Source organism: Shewanella sp. ISTPL2, from assembly GCF_013283205.1.
GTDB classification, from domain to species: domain Bacteria; phylum Pseudomonadota; class Gammaproteobacteria; order Enterobacterales; family Shewanellaceae; genus Shewanella; species Shewanella oncorhynchi.
Map to the genome: position 1 here is coordinate 255,586 of NZ_JAAPAV010000001.1, position 19,364 is coordinate 274,949.

Annotated in this window: 23 protein-coding genes; 17 read left to right on the top strand and 6 right to left on the bottom strand. The window is 44.3% G+C overall.

The features are described 5' to 3' along the window. Positions 1-3 precede the first annotated feature (3 nt). From fliP to HUB64_RS01160, 3 genes are read right to left on the bottom strand one after another with little or no spacing between them, the layout of a single operon-like run. Positions 4-738: a flagellar type III secretion system pore protein FliP gene (gene fliP, locus HUB64_RS01150; protein ID WP_131523383.1), complete on the bottom strand. Its 735-nt coding sequence runs from the start codon at positions 736-738 to the stop codon at positions 4-6. Continuing rightward, positions 735-1,094, bottom strand: coding sequence for a FliM/FliN family flagellar motor switch protein (locus tag HUB64_RS01155; RefSeq protein ID WP_173496195.1), 360 nt, complete (start codon positions 1,092-1,094; stop codon positions 735-737). Before HUB64_RS01155 ends, fliP begins: the two co-directional genes overlap by 4 nt. After that, positions 1,087-1,968, bottom strand: a complete 882-nt coding sequence (locus HUB64_RS01160; RefSeq protein ID WP_113940836.1) for a FliM/FliN family flagellar motor switch protein — start codon at positions 1,966-1,968, stop codon at positions 1,087-1,089. The genes HUB64_RS01155 and HUB64_RS01160 overlap by 8 nt, the downstream gene beginning before the upstream one ends. A 1,038-nt stretch (positions 1,969-3,006) precedes the next feature. Between HUB64_RS01160 and HUB64_RS01165 the strand changes: the two genes are divergently transcribed. Genes HUB64_RS01165 through HUB64_RS01195 form a run of 7 tightly spaced genes read left to right on the top strand, consistent with a single transcriptional unit; the run spans position 3,007 to position 9,816 of the window. Continuing rightward, positions 3,007-4,317, top strand: a complete 1,311-nt coding sequence (locus tag HUB64_RS01165) for a sigma-54 dependent transcriptional regulator (protein WP_113940835.1) — start codon at positions 3,007-3,009, stop codon at positions 4,315-4,317. Between the two features lie 28 nt (positions 4,318-4,345). After that, positions 4,346-4,684 carry a flagellar hook-basal body complex protein FliE gene (fliE, locus tag HUB64_RS01170; protein WP_113940834.1) on the top strand — a complete coding sequence of 113 codons (339 nt, stop codon included), beginning with the start codon at positions 4,346-4,348 and terminating at the stop codon, positions 4,682-4,684. Between the two features lie 12 nt (positions 4,685-4,696). Next, complete coding sequence (gene fliF / locus HUB64_RS01175; RefSeq protein WP_113940833.1) at positions 4,697-6,373, top strand: flagellar basal-body MS-ring/collar protein FliF; 1,677 nt, start codon at positions 4,697-4,699, stop codon at positions 6,371-6,373. 16 nt (positions 6,374-6,389) lie between these two features. Continuing rightward, complete coding sequence (locus tag HUB64_RS01180; protein ID WP_049821660.1) at positions 6,390-7,376, top strand: flagellar motor switch protein FliG; 987 nt, start codon at positions 6,390-6,392, stop codon at positions 7,374-7,376. Next, positions 7,376-8,086, top strand: coding sequence for a flagellar assembly protein FliH (gene fliH, locus HUB64_RS01185; RefSeq protein WP_173496196.1), 711 nt, complete (start codon positions 7,376-7,378; stop codon positions 8,084-8,086). The genes HUB64_RS01180 and fliH overlap by 1 nt, the downstream gene beginning before the upstream one ends. After that, positions 8,064-9,413 (top strand): FliI/YscN family ATPase, encoded by a 1,350-nt coding sequence (locus tag HUB64_RS01190; protein WP_113940831.1) that lies wholly within the window; start codon positions 8,064-8,066, stop codon positions 9,411-9,413. The genes fliH and HUB64_RS01190 overlap by 23 nt, the downstream gene beginning before the upstream one ends. Then, complete coding sequence (locus tag HUB64_RS01195; protein WP_168825887.1) at positions 9,391-9,816, top strand: hypothetical protein; 426 nt, start codon at positions 9,391-9,393, stop codon at positions 9,814-9,816. Before HUB64_RS01190 ends, HUB64_RS01195 begins: the two co-directional genes overlap by 23 nt. Positions 9,817-9,901: 85 nt before the next feature. Here HUB64_RS01195 and HUB64_RS01200 read toward each other — a convergent pair whose 3' ends face one another. From HUB64_RS01200 to flgA, 3 genes are all read right to left on the bottom strand, one after another. After that, positions 9,902-10,357 carry a flagellar protein FlgN gene (locus HUB64_RS01200; protein ID WP_028761850.1) on the bottom strand — a complete coding sequence of 152 codons (456 nt, stop codon included), beginning with the start codon at positions 10,355-10,357 and terminating at the stop codon, positions 9,902-9,904. Next, positions 10,350-10,631 (bottom strand): flagellar biosynthesis anti-sigma factor FlgM, encoded by a 282-nt coding sequence (gene flgM / locus HUB64_RS01205; protein WP_113940828.1) that lies wholly within the window; start codon positions 10,629-10,631, stop codon positions 10,350-10,352. The genes HUB64_RS01200 and flgM overlap by 8 nt, the downstream gene beginning before the upstream one ends. Positions 10,632-10,731: 100 nt before the next feature. Beyond that, entirely contained in the window at positions 10,732-11,469 is a 738-nt protein-coding gene (flgA, locus tag HUB64_RS01210) for a flagellar basal body P-ring formation chaperone FlgA (protein WP_173496197.1), read from the bottom strand. Between the two features lie 96 nt (positions 11,470-11,565). Between flgA and flgB the strand changes: the two genes are divergently transcribed. The 10 genes from flgB to flgK are packed head-to-tail and all read left to right on the top strand — an operon-like array spanning position 11,566 to position 19,354. Beyond that, on the top strand, positions 11,566-11,916 hold the full coding sequence (flgB, locus tag HUB64_RS01215) for a flagellar basal body rod protein FlgB (RefSeq protein ID WP_113940826.1): 351 nt from the start codon (positions 11,566-11,568) through the stop codon (positions 11,914-11,916). 8 nt (positions 11,917-11,924) lie between these two features. Next, on the top strand, positions 11,925-12,341 hold the full coding sequence (gene flgC, locus HUB64_RS01220; protein ID WP_113940825.1) for a flagellar basal body rod protein FlgC: 417 nt from the start codon (positions 11,925-11,927) through the stop codon (positions 12,339-12,341). Between the two features lie 2 nt (positions 12,342-12,343). Beyond that, the gene (locus tag HUB64_RS01225; RefSeq protein WP_113940824.1) at positions 12,344-13,006 is read left to right on the top strand and encodes a flagellar hook assembly protein FlgD; all 663 of its coding nucleotides are present in this window, start codon (positions 12,344-12,346) and stop codon (positions 13,004-13,006) included. 22 nt (positions 13,007-13,028) lie between these two features. Further along, entirely contained in the window at positions 13,029-14,231 is a 1,203-nt protein-coding gene (gene flgE, locus HUB64_RS01230) for a flagellar hook protein FlgE (protein WP_113940823.1), read from the top strand. 14 nt (positions 14,232-14,245) lie between these two features. Beyond that, on the top strand, positions 14,246-14,980 hold the full coding sequence (locus HUB64_RS01235; protein ID WP_131523393.1) for a flagellar basal body rod protein FlgF: 735 nt from the start codon (positions 14,246-14,248) through the stop codon (positions 14,978-14,980). A gap of 11 nt (positions 14,981-14,991) precedes the next feature. Next, complete coding sequence (flgG, locus tag HUB64_RS01240) at positions 14,992-15,777, top strand: flagellar basal-body rod protein FlgG (RefSeq protein WP_006083393.1); 786 nt, start codon at positions 14,992-14,994, stop codon at positions 15,775-15,777. A 10-nt stretch (positions 15,778-15,787) separates the two neighbouring features. Further along, positions 15,788-16,450, top strand: a complete 663-nt coding sequence (flgH, locus tag HUB64_RS01245) for a flagellar basal body L-ring protein FlgH (protein WP_113940821.1) — start codon at positions 15,788-15,790, stop codon at positions 16,448-16,450. Between the two features lie 14 nt (positions 16,451-16,464). Beyond that, positions 16,465-17,577, top strand: coding sequence for a flagellar basal body P-ring protein FlgI (locus HUB64_RS01250; protein ID WP_113940820.1), 1,113 nt, complete (start codon positions 16,465-16,467; stop codon positions 17,575-17,577). Further along, complete coding sequence (locus HUB64_RS01255) at positions 17,577-17,984, top strand: rod-binding protein (protein ID WP_113940819.1); 408 nt, start codon at positions 17,577-17,579, stop codon at positions 17,982-17,984. The genes HUB64_RS01250 and HUB64_RS01255 overlap by 1 nt, the downstream gene beginning before the upstream one ends. After that, on the top strand, positions 17,981-19,354 hold the full coding sequence (flgK, locus tag HUB64_RS01260) for a flagellar hook-associated protein FlgK (RefSeq protein ID WP_113940818.1): 1,374 nt from the start codon (positions 17,981-17,983) through the stop codon (positions 19,352-19,354). The genes HUB64_RS01255 and flgK overlap by 4 nt, the downstream gene beginning before the upstream one ends. Positions 19,355-19,364 lie beyond the last annotated feature (10 nt).

Below are 19,364 nucleotides of genomic sequence, written 5' to 3' on the forward strand. Positions count from 1 at the left end.
TAGCTACCCAAAACTTGCGGTTAAGGTGCTTACCGTCATAGCCCAACCATCGACTAATACAAAAACCATCAGTTTAAATGGGAGAGAAATAATTAACGGTGACAACATCATCATCCCCATAGACATGAGGACACTTGCGACAACCAAGTCGATAACTAAGAAAGGTAAGAAAAGTAAGAAGCCAATTTGGAAAGCTGTTTTGAGTTCACTCAGTACAAATGCGGGCATAAGGACAAAAAAGGGGACTTCCTCTGCTGCTTTCATGTGTGTGGGTTCGTTAGCTATTTTCAGCATTTGCTCAAGATCAGTTTCTCTTGTCTGCGCCAGCATAAATCGAGTTAAAGGGATTTTGGCTATTGAGACAGCCTCCATCAATTCGATCTTACCTTGGTCATAGGGCAAATAAGCTTCCTTATAAATTTTGTCTCCCACTGGGCGCATAATAAAGATAGTGAGTACTAATGCTATCCCAACAAGCACTCGGTTAGGGGGACTTTGTTGTAGTCCTAGAGCTTGTCGGAGGATTGCTAATACAATGATAATACGAGTAAAACTGGTTAGCATCATCAGCATGATGGGCAAGAAACTAATGGCCGTCATGAGCGCTAAAATTTCGAGTTTAATGTTAACTGCTTGACTGTCTTGAGCGCTATCCAGTGTGAATAAGGTCAGTCCTTCCGATGCGAGGGCTTGGGGAGCAAACAATAGAATCGCCAGTAACAATACCCGAACTATCATTCGTTACTTGTCCCATCGAGAGTAATGCTCTCTATTTCCAGCAAACGTACGCCATATCTGCCAGCCACTTCTACGACTTCGCCTCTTCCTAATAGTGCTCCATTTACTCTGATATCCAGCGGTTCACCCACCATACGGTCGAGTGCGATAACATCACCTTCTCCCATACGATTCAGTTCGCCTAAAGACATTTCAGCACTGGCCAGTTCGAGAGTAACTTGAACAGGAAGTTGTTGAAAAAAATTATTATTTTTCAATTTACGGTTATGGGGGTCCGGCTTTGAAAATGCTCTCTCAGAGAAAATATCGTCCTCTAATAGAAAATCATCATCCGATAAAATAGATTGTTCAGCCAATGTCATGCTCCTCATGCTGATAAATATCTTGGGTCAATTTCGCTACCATCTGTCCTTCATGACTATGCACTGAGGCATGAAATAGCGGTGTGTTTCCGATTGATAACAAGGTTTTTGGATAGAGATTAATAGGTAAAATATCCCCTGTTTTTAATTGGCTGAGTGATTGCACCGGGATGCTATGTTGTCCTAGTGTCAGCTGCATTTTTATGGGGAGACTTTTTAGCCAGACGGCTAGTTTTGCGGGTAAATCCGCAGATACTTCAGATTTCTTCGGCTGTTCGGCCAGATGCCCCAGTAAATGCTCAGTTAAGCAAAAGAGCATTGGAGGGGTTAGTGGGCCATTGGTAAAATTGAACGACCATACTGCCGATACTGCGAGTGGCATATGGCCTTTTATGAGCTCAACTTCAAGATTATTGGTTTCGATCGTGCTATTAGGTAGCTCCTCCACTACGGAAAGTAGCAACTTTTTGGCTAACCTAAATTCAGATTGGCTGGGGTTTCTCAAAGGAGAACTTAATGGTGTTGAGGTATTACCGTAATAATTACTCGCCAATTGATCGAGCGTACAGCGATCAATTCTCCAATAACCGAGGGTATTTTGATGATGTTTTAATACAAACCATGAATAGCAATGTTCTGGAACGACAGGTGTTCTAGGTTCTGTTAACGTTGACCCCGAAACAGCGGGATGACCCTGTCTTAGTAGCGGAGATAGGATATTATTTATGGCATCGATAAGTGGACGATGTAGCTTTTCTAGCTGTTGCAATAATCGCGTTCTCGCTAGCTTTTCTTGAACTAGCATAATAGGTCTAATTATTTCATTGGAATTTGATTTTATAAGCCTAGCTTTCGCCGTCGTCTTCATTGTTCTTCCTATTAAACGTGTTTTTACTACTAGAATGCTGCTTGGCTACCTCCGTGATTCAGTTGGCGCATAAAAAACATACACAAACAGAGTGCCTAAATATTTATTTCTTTATCGTTAAGGATTAATGAATTTCTTAAAACAGTTAAGCGTTGAACTTTAGGTTCGACTCTGTTTTAAACGACGAGGATGATAAGTTAATAAGGCTTAAGTATTCAATAATAATTATAAGAAATGCTGAAATATATGTGAATAGAATTGTAGGGTAAAGTTGGTTGTGAACAAAATGTTTGTTTTGAGATTGTGTAAGAAGATATTAATGCTTTGGATTTTGCATTTTCGCGTCAATAAAAAGGCGGTTAGATATTATTTTGACATTTGTCGATATTTTGGCGGGCAATATTTATGTCAGCATTTACATATTGATTATTAATGATGACATTGTGTTGCAAATCTGTTTGTCTTTGATTTTCATTGTTTTTTGTGCGCTATAGTTTGTGGTTTATTTAATATTAAACATTGGTGGTTAAATTTTGTCACTATTTTAAAAGTATCGATGGTGCATTTTTATCATTGTCATATATTATTTTACAAATATATTTGGTATAAGTCAGTCCTAAGTTATATGCATCACTTTTTTGCGGTTTTTCTTTTAGACCTTTCATGGTTGATAGCAATTGATTCATATAATTCGGTGATACCTTAAACTTTGTTGCTGGTCACATTTCTTATCGATGATTGCACTAGAACACGTTTTAACCTTATTTAGTTGAGGGCATATCCTTAGCCATTGTCAATGTGGATACTCATTGTGTGTAGTTCTCTATCGCTGGCTTTGATATTACATGCGGAAATATATCTTCCGCATTTCGCTTCCGCATTTGTTTTTACTGTTCTTAATGGCTTGAGTTATTTATTGCTCATTCATCTAGATGGATAAATAAGTAGTAATAGATTTTATATACACTCAAACACAAAGACTTATAGGTCTAAATTAAGGTGTTATTTAATGTACTGTAAACGAAAGGGAGTTAGTGAGTGGGTGGCCTAAGTATACGGATTGAAGGGTTAAACATATCTGCGGAACTTGCATGCAAAATAACACATGAGGATTTTTATCTGTGGAGTGATGCAATGGAATTACCTTGGCTCACTATCGTTAACTTATCGGATTGTAGTCCTTGTGATGTGAAGTCCTATCTTGCCCGTTTTCCTGGCCGTAATATCGTCGCGTTATTAGCACCAGAGCAAGGTGAGTTGGCAGCCGCAGCAATGCGAGCTGGCGTACAGGATTATCTATTAATTCCCGTAGAAACTGAGCAGTTACTTGCCTCAATTCAACGATTACACCGTTTAGAGTTACCTGATTCTAGTTTGGTTGTCGCGGCTTCTGTTAGTCGACAATTGTTGATGTTGGCCCATCGCGCCGCAACCACTGAGGCCAGTGTTTTATTATTGGGTGAAAGTGGTACTGGTAAAGAACCGCTTGCTCGTTATATTCATCGCCACTCCTCCCGTTCACATAAGCCTTTCGTTGCGATTAACTGCGCTGCCATCCCTGAAAGTATTCTAGAGTCCGTTCTCTTTGGGCATGTCAAAGGTGCCTTCACTGGTGCCATTTGTGATAAGGCAGGAAAATTTGAGCAGGCCAATGGCGGTACTTTATTACTCGATGAAATTGGTGAAATGCCCTTGCCGTTACAGGCGAAGTTACTTCGGGTGCTACAGGAGCGTGAGGTCGAAAGACTCGGTGGCCAGCATGTTATACCACTGGATATCAGAGTCATTGCCTCTACCAATCGCGACTTAAGACAAGCCGTGGAGTTTGGACATTTTAGGGAGGACTTGTTCTATCGATTAGATGTTTTACCTCTGAAAATTAAGCCTTTAAGAGAACGAAAGGCTGACATCCTGCCTCTAGCTGAACATTTCTTAAATTTATATGGCCAATCTGATTGCTCAAGTCGCTGTTATTTCAGTGAGCACGCAAGACAAGTGCTCGTTAACTATGATTGGCCCGGAAATGTAAGAGAGCTAGAAAATTGTATTCAACGTGCATTAGTGATGCGTAGAGGTCAGGCGATTCAAGTTGCGGAACTCGGGTTAAACATTCAAGAAGAGATGCTTGAGTTGGAGCCTTTAGGCGCCTCAGATGGGCTTAAAGCGTCAAAACAGCAGGCAGAGTTTCAATATATTATTGATGTACTTAAACGTTTTAATGGGCAACGCACATTAAGTGCAGAGGCGCTAGGGATGACGACTAGAGCCTTAAGATATCGCCTCGTCCAAATGCGTGAAGCGGGTATTGATATTGAAATGTTATTAGAGCAAGCGGGTCGAGCAGCTTAGAGCAATCAAAAAGTAATAGGAATGGAATATGTCTAATGGAGCGATTGTTAGCTCAAATATGTTAATGGAAACCTTAAACATTCATCGTGAAGTGGCTAAAGGGGCGATCAACATCACTTCAAACCCTGCCGATAATGGTATGGCTTATGGGTCATTCACTGACTTGATTAAGAGTAAAGTTTCTGCCGTTAACCAAGATCAGAACCAATCCTCTATGGCGATGGCGGCTGTCGATAGTGGAAAAAGCGATGATCTCGTCGGTGCTATGGTGGCTTCGCAAAAGGCCAGTTTGTCCTTTGCGACTATGCTCCAAATTCGTAATCGTCTCGTGCAAGCATTTGACGATGTAATGAAGATGCCTATTTAAGGAATTGTGTGAATGTCTACCACTTTTGTTCAATCAGGTCAGGATATTACCAGGACTGAATCTTCGTCAGGATTCATTGCTGGCATGACCCAAAAATGGCATCGTTTTAACCGTGGTGATCGTCAGGTTATCGCCTTAGCTTTACTTGCGGTGGTTGTCGCCAGTGTCATAGTGTTGATGTTATGGACTGCTACTGCAGGATATCGACCTTTATATGGCAGCCAAGAAAATGTCGATACTTCTCAAGTGTTAAATGTCTTGGATGCAGAAGGCATTGATTATCGCCTCGAGGCAAATACTGGGGCAGTCCTCGTTGCAGAAGAGCAAGTCGGTAATGCGCGTATGCTTTTGGCCGCAAAAGGGGTAAAAGCGAAAGTACCTTCGGGTATGGAGGCACTCGACAATACCGCGCTCGGCACGAGTCAATTTATGGAACAAGCTAAGTATCGCCATAGTTTAGAAGGTGAATTAGCTCGCACTATCATGTCGTTAAAGTCGGTCCGTGCCGCAAGAGTTCATTTGGCGATACCTAAACAAACTTTGTTTATCCGTCAGGAGCCTGAACTGCCGACGGCTTCCGTCATGCTGCAGCTAGACCCGAATACTCAACTCTCTGAAACACAAGTTGAGGCTATTGTTAATTTAGTCGCAGGCAGTGTGACTGGACTAACGGCCAGTAATATCAAAGTTGTCGATCAAGATGGTCGATATTTAAGTGAGAACATTTCAGGCAATCAAGATCTTAGCCAGTCTAGAAACAAGCAGTTACAGTACACGCGTGAACTTGAGAATAGCTTAGTGGCGAATGCCGCCTCTATGCTCGAGCCTGTGCTTGGTCAAGATAATTTCCAAGTGCGGGTGACTGCAAAAGTAAACTTCAATCAGGTTGAAGAAACTAAGGAGTCACTCGATCCGCAAAATGTCGTGACTCAAGAGCGCACGAGTGTCGATGATTCAAGTAATACTATTGCCGCGGGAATTCCTGGAGCTTTAAGTAATAAGCCACCCCAAGCAGGGAAAGAGGCGACGAATGATAAGACCCGTAATTTGAAGCAGGAAGAAAGTCGTCAATATGACGTTGGTCGTTCTGTGCGTCATGTTCGTTATCAACAAATGCAGCTCGAAAACCTCTCCGTTTCAGTGCTTATTAATAGTGCTACGGGTCAAGGAGCATTTAATGAAGAGGCCCAACTGGTTAAGTTTGGCAATATGGTCAAGGATGCCATCGGCTTTTCGGCGGCGAGAGGTGACAGTTTTACCATCAATGCCTTTGAGTTTACCCCAACTGTTACAGCGGAATTTACGCCATCACCTTGGTGGCAATCAGAAAATTATCAAGCCTATTTACGCTACATCATAGGCGGTATCCTTGGCTTTGGACTTATTTTGTTCGTATTAAGGCCGCTGGTTAAGCACTTGACCCGAACCGCTCAAATTACCGCGCCTAGAATTGAGCCCGTTGCATTAAGTGCCGCTTCCGCTGCTGCACTCGATGGGCATTCCGCCGATACTTTACCAAATCAAGCACATCAGTTACCGAGTGCCGACTGGCTAGGCAGTCAAGGTTTACCCGAGCCCGGCTCACCTTTGACCGTTAAAATGGAGCATTTAGCCTTGCTCGCAAACAAAGAACCCGCGCGTGTTGCAGAAGTGATAGCTCATTGGATAGGCGATAAAGACGGTGAATAATTCAATCGAAATTAAGATGGACAATTACGCCCAAGCGGCCATGTTATTACTGAGTATGGGAGAAGAAGGTGCTGCCATGGTCATGGCGCATTTGGATCGTAACGATGTGCAACACTTAAGCCATAAAATGGCGCGGTTATCGAGTATTACCCAGCAAGAAGCCGAGGCAGTACTCAGCCGTTTTTTCCAACGCTATAAAGAACAATCGGGTATCGCCAGAGCCTCACGGTCCTATTTACAAAAGACACTCGATATCGCTTTGGGAGACAGAGTCTCTAAAAGTCTTATCGATAGCATTTATGGTGATGAGATTAAAGTGCTCGTTAAGCGTCTTGAATGGGTTGACCCCCAATTACTTGCCCGTGAAATCACCCATGAGCACTGCCAGTTGCAAGCGGTATTGTTGGGATTATTACCACCAGAAAGTGCCGCTAAAATCTTAAAAATGTTGCCTAGTGATAGCCAAGATGAGGTGCTCGTTCGTATTGCGCAACTTGGCGAATTAGACCGCAACGTTGTTGAGGAACTGCGAGAACTGGTTGAGCGCTGCATGTTGATGGCAATGGAGAAAAGTCACACGCAAGTGGCGGGTGTCAAACAGGTTGCCGATATCCTCAATCGTTTCGAAGGCGACAGAGAACAGCTGATGGAAATGATCAAACTCCATGATAAGCAGATGGCGATCGATGTCACTGATAATATGTTTGACTTCATTATTCTTGGGCGACAAAAGCAAGAAACGTTGCAGACCTTATTAGGACAGGTACCTTCTGAAACCTTATCGTTAGCATTAAAAGGCATTGATTTTGAATTAAAAGATGCCTTGCTCAATGCCTTGCCTAAACGTATGTCGTCAGCGATTGAAACGCAAATAGAAGCGTTAGGTGGTGTACCTGTTAGTCGAGCGAGTGGGGCGCGTAAAGAGATAATGGAACTGGCGAAGCAATTAATGCAAGAAGGTGAAATTGAATTGCAGCTATTTGAAGAACAGGTCGTTGTTTAATGGAAAACAAGCATTCTCGTTGGCGTCTAAATACCAATCTCGCTCGTCGTTATCGTTTTCCTGCATTACACGATGCGGTTGAATCAAATTCCGATGCGGGCAGTGATTTTCAAAGTTATCAACAAGCATTCGATGAGGGTTATGACGAAGGTGTCATTCAAGGTAAGAGTGCGGGTTATGAGGCTGGCATAGAAGAAGGACGTATTGCTGGACATGCAGCTGGTTTTCATCAAGGTCGGTTAGATGGGCAGTCAGCGGGTAGAGCATCCATCAATGAGCAGCTCAACAGTTTACTCGTACCGCTAGGTGCCTTGAGAGAACTACTCGAAGACGGTCATGCAAAGCAGGTTCGTGAACAGCAAAATTTGATCCTTGAATTAGTACGCCGAGTGTCACAACAAGTGATCCGCTGCGAGCTAACCCTGCAGCCACAACAAATTCTTAAGCTCGTTGAAGAAACCTTGAGTGCGTTACCTGATGATCAAGCGGATATCAAAATCCATTTAGAGCCGAGTGCCGTGACTAAATTAAAAGAGCTCTCGGAAGATAAAATCCGTGGCTGGAATCTCATCGCTGATAGCAGTATTTCAGCGGGCAGTTGTCGAATAGTGAGTGATAAATCCGATGCAGATGCTTCAGTCGAGACACGACTCGATGCTTGCATGAAGCAGGTTGAAACCAAGTTGAATGAGGCTGAGATTGGAGTCTGATGTATTTCATGACGATTGGCCTCAGGTTCCAGTTGCAAGGGTTTATGGACGTCTTATTCGAGTCAATGGTCTATTGCTTGAGGCTGTTGGCTGTCAGCTCGGTATGGGGGATCGTTGCCAGATTGAAGGGCGAAATGGTCGTTTAATTGAGGCTGAAGTCGTTGGCTTTCATCGGGACGTATTGTGCCTTATGCCGATTGAGCCCACACAGGGCTTGATGCCAGGTGCTAGAGTGCTGCCTATTACGGATGAGCAAACAATTGCTATTGGTGATGGTTTGCTTGGCAGGGTGCTTGATGGACTTGGACAACCACTCGACTTACTGGGCGATTTAACCGGTGTTTCACAAGTCCCGCAATCTCACACGAGTTACAATCCTTTGCTGCGCCAGCCTATTCGGCAGCCGCTAGATGTCGGTATTCGTGCCATCAATAGTTTGTTGCCCATTGGTAGAGGCCAGCGACTCGGGCTCTTTGCGGGCTCGGGTGTGGGTAAGAGTGTGTTATTAGGCATGATGACTCGTTTTACTGAAGCAGATGTCGTGGTGGTTGGCTTAATTGGTGAGCGTGGCCGTGAGGTCAGGGAGTTTATTGAAGAAACACTCGGTGAAGAAGGGCGTAAACGGGCTGTGATTATTGCAGCCCCTGCAGATACCACACCGCTCATGCGATTACGTGCAATGCGGTTATCCCACTCCATTGCCTGTGCTTTTAGAGATCAAGGTAAGCAAGTGTTGCTATTAGTCGACTCATTGACTCGTTATGCTCAGGCACAGCGTGAAATCGCCTTGAGTTTAGGTGAGCCTCCAGCAACCAAAGGCTATCCGCCATCGGCGTTTGCACAGTTACCTAGACTGGTGGAAATGGCGGGCAATGGTGAACATCCGACGGGAACGCTAACCGCGTTTTATACCGTATTGGCCGAGGGTGATGATCAGCAGGATCCTGTTGCAGATGCAGCGAGAGCTATTTTAGATGGCCATATAGTGCTAAGTCGTAAATTAGCCGAGCAAGGACATTTCCCTGCGATTGATCTTAATGCGTCAGTGAGCCGCTTAGCCATGCACATAGCGACCTCTAGCAGTATTGAACAGAGTCAGATCTTCAGACATCTTTTGAGTCGTTACAATGAGGTCAGAGACTTATTACCTTTAGGTGGGTACCAAGCTGGCCAAGATCCTGAAATGGATCTTGCTGTGCGAGTGTATCCAGAAATGGCACGATTTTTACGCCAGACCACACACAGTAAAGTCAATCTGGCTGAAAGTTTAGTGCAATTGGAACAGTTGATGGGAGTTATGGGATATGAGCCAGCGTCATCTCTCTAAGTTACGTGTTCAAGCTGAAAAGAAATTAGCGCAGCTAGGGCAAAAACGCGATGATTCCAGCCTAAGCGTCCAACTAAATCAACAACAAAATCAAGCCTTAGCCCAAATGATATTGACTTATCGTGGTGCGAAAGAGGGCTCAAATGTTTTGCTCTGGCAAAATTCCGCAAGTATGGCGCAAGTGTTAGAGCCTATGCGGGTGAAGTTAGCTCAAAAGGAGGTCTTTCTACAACAGGAACAGCTGCGTATTGATCGCCTATGGCGTAAGCAATTAGGGCGTCAGCAAGGTTTGAAGTGGCTTGAAAAACAAACACATATACAAGAGCAAGCACAAGTGGCGCGCCGTGAACAGGCTGTTGTTGATGATATGGCGGGTTTCTATTACAAGAATAAAGGCCAATAAGCGCTGTGTCATTACAGCTGAGAGCCACCTTTTAAACTATGTCCCATTAGCGAGGGCTTTGGTAACTCTCAATAATTCAGTTTGATTAGCGTTTGGCACCGTAATCAATTTCATGGTGTTGGCCATCTTGATTCAGGATACGGTTAATCGTTTCTTGCTGTATTACGAGCAATCTGCCGTTGGTTTCATTGGCTGTTTGGCTATCTTTCACTAAGAGCTGTAAGTTGTCCCACGACATTTTTATTTGCGGTCTTAGGTGATCAGGTAGCGCCGTGATTAAGCGTCTCATGCCACTATTGTCACTATTAAAACCTAGTGTTGCGAGATTTTCGCTTCGCTGTTTGGCTCTCAAAGCTAACTTGTTACACAGTGCAGTTTGACGCTCGTTATGGGCTAAGAGCGCATCATTATCCCTGCGTTGCATTAATTCACGTTGGTGCTTAAGCATTGATTTTAATTGACTATATCCCTCAAGATCTTGACGAATATCGCGAATTAAACTTTGAACAAGTTCGCGCTTATTTACTTGACTATTATCCATGCTGTATCAATATCTTATCTGCAATTTTATCTAAGCTCAGCTCAAAGCTGCCATTACTTAAAGCCTGACGTATAGCTGCAACTTTATCTGTGTCAACGTCGGAGATGGTATGTAACTCTTTCTGGGTTTGTTCTAACAATTGCCAGTCGTGACTAATATCTTGTCGTGTTGGCGTTGATAGATTTTCTGATTCAACGGGTTTTCTGGGCGTATTAGCGCTCTTACTCGTGCTGAACTCAGTGCTCAAGGCACTGCTAATTTTATTAATTTCCATAGATGTTCATCGTCATAAATGGCTAGATATTAGATATAGGCGACCTAAATAGGATAAATCTAAAATAAATTTTTAAATTTATCCTCAGGTGACCTGAATGTTAAAAACGGGTTTCAACTCTCCCCTTAGCTATGGGGTAGGCGGTAATGATTTTCCCTGAACTACTATTCCTCACTCTAATGGCATCACCTTGTTTACCCGCATCCATAGCAATCCCAATCATATTGGCATAAAAGGTGGCACTGACTGCTTCAATAATCACTTCATCTCCTATGCTCACGAGTTCTGGTGCACTTAAATTGCTTGCTCTTATGGGTTTGTTTTTGATTATTTTTCTGGCAACCGCTTGCCCTAAAATGTGTTTTTCATCAGTAATAATGTCTTGATCTGACGCAGTTAAGGGCAACATTTGCCATTGTAGATTTTCTGATGTGACAACTTCATCTCTCTTAAGCGTTTTGTTGGCAACAGGAATGTAGGCGCTGAGAGCAACCTTGGCCCGAACATAGAGTGACCAGCCTTCAGAGGCACAGCTTATTTTTCGTTGGATCCGACCGAATGGGAGCCCTTTAGCAGCCTCGACTTGGAGCGCCGTGCTACACGTTTTTAGCTTGGCTGTGCTGGAAGGAATGTGCAGTGTGATTTTTTTGCTGACTTTTTTGATCCCTTGCGATTGTTGCCACTTAGCTATCTCTGCGGCTACGGAGTTTGTCATTTGCTGAGATATTTGTTCTGTCGCCGTGATCTTCCCTTTCGCGTGCACATTGAGCGGAAGTAACCCTATGCTCAGTAAGAAAGTGAGGGAAAAGAACTTTCCGTATATCAATAGCGATTTCATTTAACCAACTGTTTTATATGAATAAGTATATTGGCATGCTAATTGTAAGCTGCTCGACCATCTAAATTAATTACGCATACAGTACTAGGAGTTGAGATGGCTATCAACCTTGATAAAGCATTAGGAATACATCCTCAGACACTCGATTTTAGAGTGGAGAGAAGCAAGGTATTAGCGAGTAATTTAATCAATGCCGAAACTCCGGGGTACAAAGCGAGGGATTTGGATTTCAAAGCGGCCATGAAGCAAGTTGAAGCAGGTATGCAGATGAATCAAGAGTACAGCCTCGCTTATCGCATGCCTTATCAAAATTCTGCCGATGATAATACCGTGGAACTCGGTAAGGAACAGGCAAGATATTCACAGAATGCGATGGATTATCAAACGAGTTTGACATTTTTAAACATGAAAATAGCCGGTCTAAAGTCTGCTATTGAAGGTCGTTAGGAGCCTGTATGTCATTTGGCGATATTTATCAAATAGCGGGTGCTGGCATGAATGCTCAGACCATACGTTTAAATACGGTCGCGAGTAACTTAGCTAACGCTGGAACTGCCGCCGAAAACCCTGAGTCGGCCTATCGAGCATTAAAACCCGTATTTGCGACTATTTACGATGCGACTCAACAAGGTGCGATTGGTGCTTCGATTGAAGTGAGTGACATAGTCCAAGCGGATGCCCCATTGGATATGCGTTATGAGCCGAATCATCCCTTTGCCAATGAACAAGGCTATGTTGCTTACTCTAATGTGAACACGATTGAAGAAATGGCTGACATGATGGCGGCAAGTCGTTCATTTGAAACCAGTGTTGAAATCATGAATCGTGCGCGTTCTATGCAGCAAGGTTTATTGCAACTAGGGAATAAATAGCAATGGAATTGGCTCGCTCTGGTAACAACTCGATTCAGAATCCTGCAGGTGCATTAGCGGCACCAGGGAATGATGCTGCGTCATTAAAGAATGAATTTATGACCTTAATGATCGCGCAAATCAAGAATCAAGATCCCACTAAACCGCTTAACAGTGCTGAGTATATCTCTCAATTAGCGCAGTTTTCGCAGGTCGAAAGCTTAGAGGGAATGCGGAAGAATCAATCAAGCCAAATGGTCATGATGGAAAATTTGGGCATAGTACAGTCGGCATCTTTGATTGGTAAGAATGCCATGGTGCCTGTGTCTGAGTTTCAGCTCGATGGTGAAGCGGTTGAAGGCAAAGTGTATTTAGAGAATGCAGCTGAAGGCTTAGATCTTGAAATTATCGATGCACAAGGTCAGGTCGTTAGCACTATTCAACTCGGTGCTCAGGATGTTGGTGATGTTCGGTTCTCTATTGATCCTGCTGAGCTGGGGTTGTCTGCAGGCCAATATGAAATCAAAGCTAAGGCGACACTAGGTGAAAATAGTTTAGTTGCGCCAACGTATATTAAGGCACCGATCGAGAGAATTCATTTCTCCAGTGCATCCGGCATGATGATGGCTGAAATGGGCCATGGTGTTGGGGTTGTTTCTGTGCTCAATATTTCTGAAGTTTCGTAAATTATTTTTATAGGATATTAAGATGTCATTTAACATAGCTTTAAGTGGTTTACAGGCGACGACTCAAGATCTCAACACTATCAGTAATAACATTGCTAACGCATCGACGAGTGGGTTTCGCGGTGGCCGTAGTGAATTTGCATCCATTTATAATGGTGGTCAGGCGGGTGGCGTTGGCGTGATGTCAACGAGCCAAAACTTCTCTAAAGGTGGCAGCTTAACTTATACCGGTCGTCAGCTTGATATGGGGATCCAAGGCGAAGGCTTTTTTGTTCTCAAGGGGAATGATGGCGGTGCCATGTATGCTAGAGCAGGGATGTTCCATAAGGACAATCAAGGCTTTATAACCGATCCAGTCGGTAATCGTTTACAGGGATATTCTGTGAATGCGACGGGAAGATTGCAAACTGGTAATGCGGGTGATTTACAGGTACAAACGGCTTCTTTAGCGGCCAAAGCCACAACGAATGTCAGCATGGTTTCAAATCTCGATGCGAGAGTCGATGTTATTCCTCCAGCTGTCCCAGCCGTGCCATTTGATCCTAAAAATATTGATAGTTATCACTCTATTGGTACCACCAGTGTCTACGACTCTTTGGGTACTGAGCATGTGGTGACTCAGTATTATGTAAAAACAGCGCCGAATGAGTGGACGGTTAATTACACTCTGGATGGGACTCTTCTGCCAGACCAAACAACATTAAAATTTGATTCAAAAGGCATTTTAGATCCAACTACGACAAAGGATACCTTCGACCTTACATTGGGTAATGGGGCATCACCGCTTAAATTTGATATCAACTTCGATAAAAGCACTCAGTATGCCGCCAAATACAACAACTCGAGTTTATCTCAAGACGGTTACACCTCGGGTGAATTGAAAGGTGTGCGTCTGGATGACAATGGCATGTTGTATGGCACTTATACTAACGGCCAAGATCAATTACAAGGTCAGGTCGTCCTCGCAAACTTTAGTAATCCCAACGGTTTATCGGCCGTGAGTAACAATGCTTGGGTGGCTACAAATACCGCTGGGCAAGCGATTATGGGGGCGCCATCTACAGGCACTATGGGCACTGTAACGGGGGGGTATTTAGAGGGCTCGAATGTGGATACCACTGCTGAAATGGTTAACCTCATGTCGGCTCAGCGTAACTATCAGTCCAACGCCAAAGTTCTCGATGTGAACTCGACTATGCAACAAGCATTACTTAATGCCATTTAAGAAGAGACACTGACATGGAGAAGATGCTTTATACCGCAGCCAGTGGTGCAGTTCGTATTCTTGAGGCGCAAAGTATTCGCGCGAATAACTTGGCTAACGCTGAAACTGCAGGATTTAAAGCCGACCTTGAGCGCGTTAATGCCGTGCCTTTAGCTGTTCAAGGTAATAGTTTGAACACAAGGGTTATGGCACAGACTGAGAGTAGTGGTTTTAGCCAGCAAAGTGGGGTGATCAATCCTACGGGCCGTTCATTGGATTTAGCGATCCGCGATCGTGGCTTGTTCAGTGTGGCTGTTGACGGTGTTGAAGCATACACCCGTTCGGGCGCAATCGAGACAAATGCCGAGGGGCAACTGACTATCGATGGCCGACCTGTATTAGGCGTTGATGGCCCGATAGCGCTGCCTGAGCATAAAGATGTCTTTGTGGGTGAAGACGGCACCGTCAGTGTTTTACCCTCCGAAGGCGGGATCATTGAGGAAGTGGGCCGATTAAAGCTAGTGAATCCTGACTTTGCCTTAATGCAAAAAGGGCAAGATGGGTTGCTCTATCGTCGTGATGGCCAAGCAGTGCCACAAGATGAAGGTGTGTTAGTGGATAGTGGCTTCCTTGAGTCGAGTAACGTGCAGGCCGTGTCAGAGCTTATTGCATCTATGGATTTGAGTCGTCAATTTGAGATTCAAGTTAAGTTAATGAAAAGTGCAGAAAAGCTGGCTGAGGCTGGTAATCGTCTGCTGGGCAATGTTTAAGGATTATTGGTATGCAATCAGCGTTATGGGTAAGTAAAACCGGCCTAACAGCACAAGATACGAAAATGACTGCGATTGCCAACAACTTGGCAAACGTGAATACCACAGGTTTTAAGCGTGACCGTGTCGCGTTTAATGATCTGTTTTATCAGGTTCAACGTCAGCCAGGTGGACAGGTTGATGCACTGAATAATCTGCCATCGGGTCTGCAATTAGGTGCAGGAACGAGAGTCGTTGGTACTCAAAAAATATTCACTACTGGGGATATGCAAAATACCAGTCAGCAGTTGGATTTAGCGATCGAAGGTCATGGTTTTTTCCAAGTAGAAGAGCCAAATGGCGATCTTGCTTATACCCGTGACGGTCAGTTTTATCGCAGCAGCGAAGGCATGATGGTCACATCACAAGGTTTACCTTTAGTGCCTAATATCGTGATCCCTGAAGATGCGCTAACCGTTACTATTGCCAACGATGGTGTAGTCACAGCGAAAATGGCGGGTGAAGCTGAACCTCAAGATTTAGGTCAAATCACGCTTGTTAACTTTACTAATCCAGCAGGGTTAGAAGCTCGAGGTGACAACCTTTACCGTGAAACGGCGGCATCGGGTGTGGCGGTTGAAGGTGTGGCGGGTGATCAAGCTTTAGGTGCTTTAAGACAGGGTGCGCTAGAGGGCGCAAACGTCAACGTGGTGGAGGAAATGGTCGAAATGATTTCCACGCAGAGAGCATATGAGATGAATGCCAAAGTTGTGTCAGCCTCAGACGATATGCTCAAGTTCCTCAATCAATCGGTTTAGAGAGGCGATCATGCGTTGGTTATGGTTTTTATGGTTTGCACTGTTATCGGGTTGTATGTCGCATATTCCAGATAAGGAGACTAAACCTGGCACTAAAGAGTGGGCACCGCCTGAGATTGACTACAGCCTGCCAGATGCAAAGGATGGCAGTCTTTATCGTCCCGGTTTCATGTTGACACTTTTTAAGGATAAACGTGCTTTCCGTGAGGGCGATATTTTAACCGTCGCGTTAGATGAAAAAACCTATTCGAGTAAGAAAGCGGATACCAAGACCAACAAAGAACAAGATATGGGTATGGGACTTGCGGGCAATATTGGTGATAAAACGGCCAATGCTGACGGTAAAACCTCTTTTTCGAGAGGGTTTAATGGTGCAGGCTCAAGTACACAGCAAAACCAGTTATCAGGTTCAATCACTGTAACTGTTTCTAAGGTTTTACCTAATGGTACCTTGTTGATACGTGGTGAAAAATGGCTGCGATTGAATCAGGGCGATGAGTATTTACGCTTACTTGGCATTATACGTGCTGATGATATAGGTAATGACAATACGATATCGTCGCAACGCATTGCCGATGCTCGAATTATTTATGGTGGTCAAGGTGCCATTGCCGACAGTAATGCTATGGGATGGGCTTCTCGCTATTTCAATAGTCCATGGTTCCCGCTCTAGCAAAGGATATTTTGATGCTACGTTGTTTATTATTGTTACTTTTGGCTACTGGTACACTGCAAGCGGAAGAGCAAAGCCGCTACTTGATGGATATTGTCGATGTGCAAGGTCTGCGTGATAACCAACTCGTGGGTTATGGCTTAGTCGTCGGGTTAAATGGGACGGGTGACCGCTCTCAAGTTAAATTTACCAGTCAATCTGTCGTCAATATGCTTAAGCAGTTTGGTGTACAGATTGATGATAAAACCGATCCTAAGTTAAAGAACGTCGCCGCCGTTGCTGTGCATGCGACTATTACTTCTCTGGCGAGCCCAGGACAATCCTTAGATGTGACGGTTTCATCCCTTGGTGATGCAAAAAGTCTTCAGGGCGGAACCTTATTAATGACGCCTCTTAGGGCTGTCGATGGTGAGGTTTACGCGGTAGCGCAGGGCAACTTAGTGGTTGGCGGTATTTCTGCCGCCGGTCGTAATGGATCATCTGTGACTGTGAATGTGCCAACTGTTGGCACTATCCCCAATGGTGCCTTACTTGAGGCACCAATCAAAAGTAACTTTAGTGATAATGAAGACATCATATTAAACCTTAAGGATCCCAACTTTAAAACCGCCCGAAATATCGAACGGGCTGTTAACGAACTATTTGGACCCGATGTTGCACGTGCGCAAGATCATGCCAAGGTTCTGATACACGCGCCTAAGTCGAATCGAGAGCGTGTGACTTTTATGTCAATGCTTGAAGAACTCAAGATTGACCAAGGCCGACGTTCACCTCGAATCGTGTTTAATAGTCGTACAGGCACAGTGGTATTAGGGGGAGATGTTGTGGTTCGTAAAGCCGCTGTGAGCCATGGCAATCTTACAGTGACTATTGTTGAACGGGAAAACGTGAGTCAGCCTAATGGCGCTTATCTTGGTAATGCCGCAGGGGAAACCGTGGTGACTAATGATAGCCAAGTATTGGTCGAGCAAGGTAACAAACGTATGTTTGTTTGGCCCGAGGGCACAGCAATTGAAGAAATCGTGCGTGCCGTAAATAGCTTAGGTGCGACACCAATGGACTTGATGGCAATTCTAGAAGCTTTGGCGGAAGCGGGCTCTTTAGAAGCTGATTTGGTGGTGATTTAATGAAAGTTGAAAATACGGGCGGTTACTTAAATAAGCTGAATGCTGATGATTTGATTAAGGCGAATGGCGAGCAAGGTGCACTTAAATTAGTCAGTCAACAATTTGAGGCGCAGTTCCTGCAAACGGTACTTAAGCAAATGCGCTCAGCCACCGACGCTATGGCCGATGAAGATAATCCTTTAACCTCCAAAAGCAATAATGGCCTTTATCAAGATTTACATGATGCGGAATTGGCAAGTCGTTTAAGCCAAGTCAATGGTATGGGCTTGGCTGACGTGATGACTAAGCAGCTATCACGTTCATTTCAGTCTGAGAAAGATCCGGTCGCCTTTGATCCTCAACAGATGACAACAACAGCGATGCAGCCTGCACTTATTATGCGGCCCGTTGTGAAGGATTTTAAATGAGCATGTTGAACATTGGTAAGTCTGGCTTATTGGCAAGCATGGCCGCATTGAATGCAACCTCAAATAACGTTGCTAATGCTATGGTTGCAGGCTATTCACGTCAGCAGGTGATGTTAAGTTCGGTTGGTGGCGGTGCTTATGGCTCCGGCGCGGGCGTGTTTGTTGATGGTGTTAGACGGATCTCTGATCAATACGAAGTCGCGCAGTTATGGCAAACCACGAGTGCTGTTGGTTTTTCTAAAGTGCAAAGTAGTTATTTGCGTCAGGCTGAACAAGTATTTGGTGCCGAAGGGAATAATATCTCAAAAGGCCTAGATCAATTATTCGCCGCCCTTAATTCATCTATGGAACAACCTAATCTCATTGCCTACCGACAAGGTGTACTTAATGAGGCTAAAGCCGTTGCCCAAAGAGTGAATGCAATCAACGACAATATTGATTCGCAACGTAATCAGATCAATGGACAGCTTGGTTCATCCGTAAAAGAGATCAACTCACAACTAAATATTATTGCCAGTTTCAACCGCGACATTCAGGCGGCGAGTGTGACAGGAACGATTCCCCCTGCACTGCAAGATAGTCGAGATGCTGCAATTGATGACTTAGCGGCGATTTTAGATATTCGGGTTGTTGAAGATAGCCAAGGCATGGTCAATATCTCGCTGGCACGAGGTGAGCCGCTATTGACGGGAAATACTGCCGCTAAGTTAACGAGTAATCCCGATCCCACCAATCCTAAGAACGATTTGGTGACTATCCAATTTGGTGCTAGCCAGTTTAATGTTGATGAAACCGCTGGTGGCAGTTTAGGTGCCTTGCTTACGTACCGTGATGTGCAGCTCGCAGATTCGCAACAGTACATAGATGAATTAGCGGTCATGTTAGCGACAGAGTTTAATTCTATTCTTGCTTCTGGCACTGACTTAAATGGTGCGACACCGTCACAGGATTTATTTACTTATCAAGCTAATAACCCAGGAGGAAGCTTATCTCTAACGGCCGGTTTTACGCCTGATAAACTTGCCTTTGGTAAAGATGGCACCCAAGGCGATAACGCAAATTTAAAAGCTTTAGTACAGCTAGCGAATAAAGAGCTGAGTTTTACTAGCCTTGGCAGTAATACAAGCTTAGCGGAATCCTTTTCCAGTAAGGTTGGCCAGTTAGGTTCTGCTTCTCGCCAAGCGATTTCATTTGCTAAAACCAGTGTAGATTTGCAAAAAGATGCGCAGTCCCAATGGGCGAGTACCAGTGGTGTAAATCCCGATGAAGAAGGGATTAATTTGATCATCTATCAGCAGTCATATATGGCGAATGCGAAGGTGATTTCCACCGCAGATCAACTGTTTCAAACTATGCTTAGTAGCTTTTAAGGACTTTATT

Excerpts from the sequence above, each read along its gene's own strand:
- HUB64_RS01235 (WP_131523393.1), top strand. The coding sequence starts at position 14,246 with ATGGAGAAGATGCTTTATACCGCAGCCAGTGGTGCAGTTCGTATTCTT.
- fliP (WP_131523383.1), bottom strand. The coding sequence starts at position 738 with ATGATAGTTCGGGTATTGTTACTGGCGATTCTATTGTTTGCTCCCCAA.
- flgE (WP_113940823.1), top strand. The coding sequence starts at position 13,029 with ATGTCATTTAACATAGCTTTAAGTGGTTTACAGGCGACGACTCAAGAT.
- HUB64_RS01190 (WP_113940831.1), top strand. The coding sequence starts at position 8,064 with ATGAGGCTGAGATTGGAGTCTGATGTATTTCATGACGATTGGCCTCAG.
- HUB64_RS01200 (WP_028761850.1), bottom strand. The coding sequence starts at position 10,357 with ATGGATAATAGTCAAGTAAATAAGCGCGAACTTGTTCAAAGTTTAATT.
- flgG (WP_006083393.1), top strand. The coding sequence starts at position 14,992 with ATGCAATCAGCGTTATGGGTAAGTAAAACCGGCCTAACAGCACAAGAT.
- HUB64_RS01195 (WP_168825887.1), top strand. The coding sequence starts at position 9,391 with ATGAGCCAGCGTCATCTCTCTAAGTTACGTGTTCAAGCTGAAAAGAAA.
- flgC (WP_113940825.1), top strand. The coding sequence starts at position 11,925 with ATGTCATTTGGCGATATTTATCAAATAGCGGGTGCTGGCATGAATGCT.
- HUB64_RS01255 (WP_113940819.1), top strand. The coding sequence starts at position 17,577 with ATGAAAGTTGAAAATACGGGCGGTTACTTAAATAAGCTGAATGCTGAT.
- HUB64_RS01180 (WP_049821660.1), top strand. The coding sequence starts at position 6,390 with ATGGACAATTACGCCCAAGCGGCCATGTTATTACTGAGTATGGGAGAA.
- HUB64_RS01225 (WP_113940824.1), top strand. The coding sequence starts at position 12,344 with ATGGAATTGGCTCGCTCTGGTAACAACTCGATTCAGAATCCTGCAGGT.
- fliF (WP_113940833.1), top strand. The coding sequence starts at position 4,697 with ATGTCTACCACTTTTGTTCAATCAGGTCAGGATATTACCAGGACTGAA.
- flgM (WP_113940828.1), bottom strand. The coding sequence starts at position 10,631 with ATGGAAATTAATAAAATTAGCAGTGCCTTGAGCACTGAGTTCAGCACG.
- fliE (WP_113940834.1), top strand. The coding sequence starts at position 4,346 with ATGTCTAATGGAGCGATTGTTAGCTCAAATATGTTAATGGAAACCTTA.
- fliH (WP_173496196.1), top strand. The coding sequence starts at position 7,376 with ATGGAAAACAAGCATTCTCGTTGGCGTCTAAATACCAATCTCGCTCGT.
- flgA (WP_173496197.1), bottom strand. The coding sequence starts at position 11,469 with ATGAAATCGCTATTGATATACGGAAAGTTCTTTTCCCTCACTTTCTTA.
- HUB64_RS01250 (WP_113940820.1), top strand. The coding sequence starts at position 16,465 with ATGCTACGTTGTTTATTATTGTTACTTTTGGCTACTGGTACACTGCAA.
- flgK (WP_113940818.1), top strand. The coding sequence starts at position 17,981 with ATGAGCATGTTGAACATTGGTAAGTCTGGCTTATTGGCAAGCATGGCC.
- flgH (WP_113940821.1), top strand. The coding sequence starts at position 15,788 with ATGCGTTGGTTATGGTTTTTATGGTTTGCACTGTTATCGGGTTGTATG.
- flgB (WP_113940826.1), top strand. The coding sequence starts at position 11,566 with ATGGCTATCAACCTTGATAAAGCATTAGGAATACATCCTCAGACACTC.
- HUB64_RS01160 (WP_113940836.1), bottom strand. The coding sequence starts at position 1,968 with ATGAAGACGACGGCGAAAGCTAGGCTTATAAAATCAAATTCCAATGAA.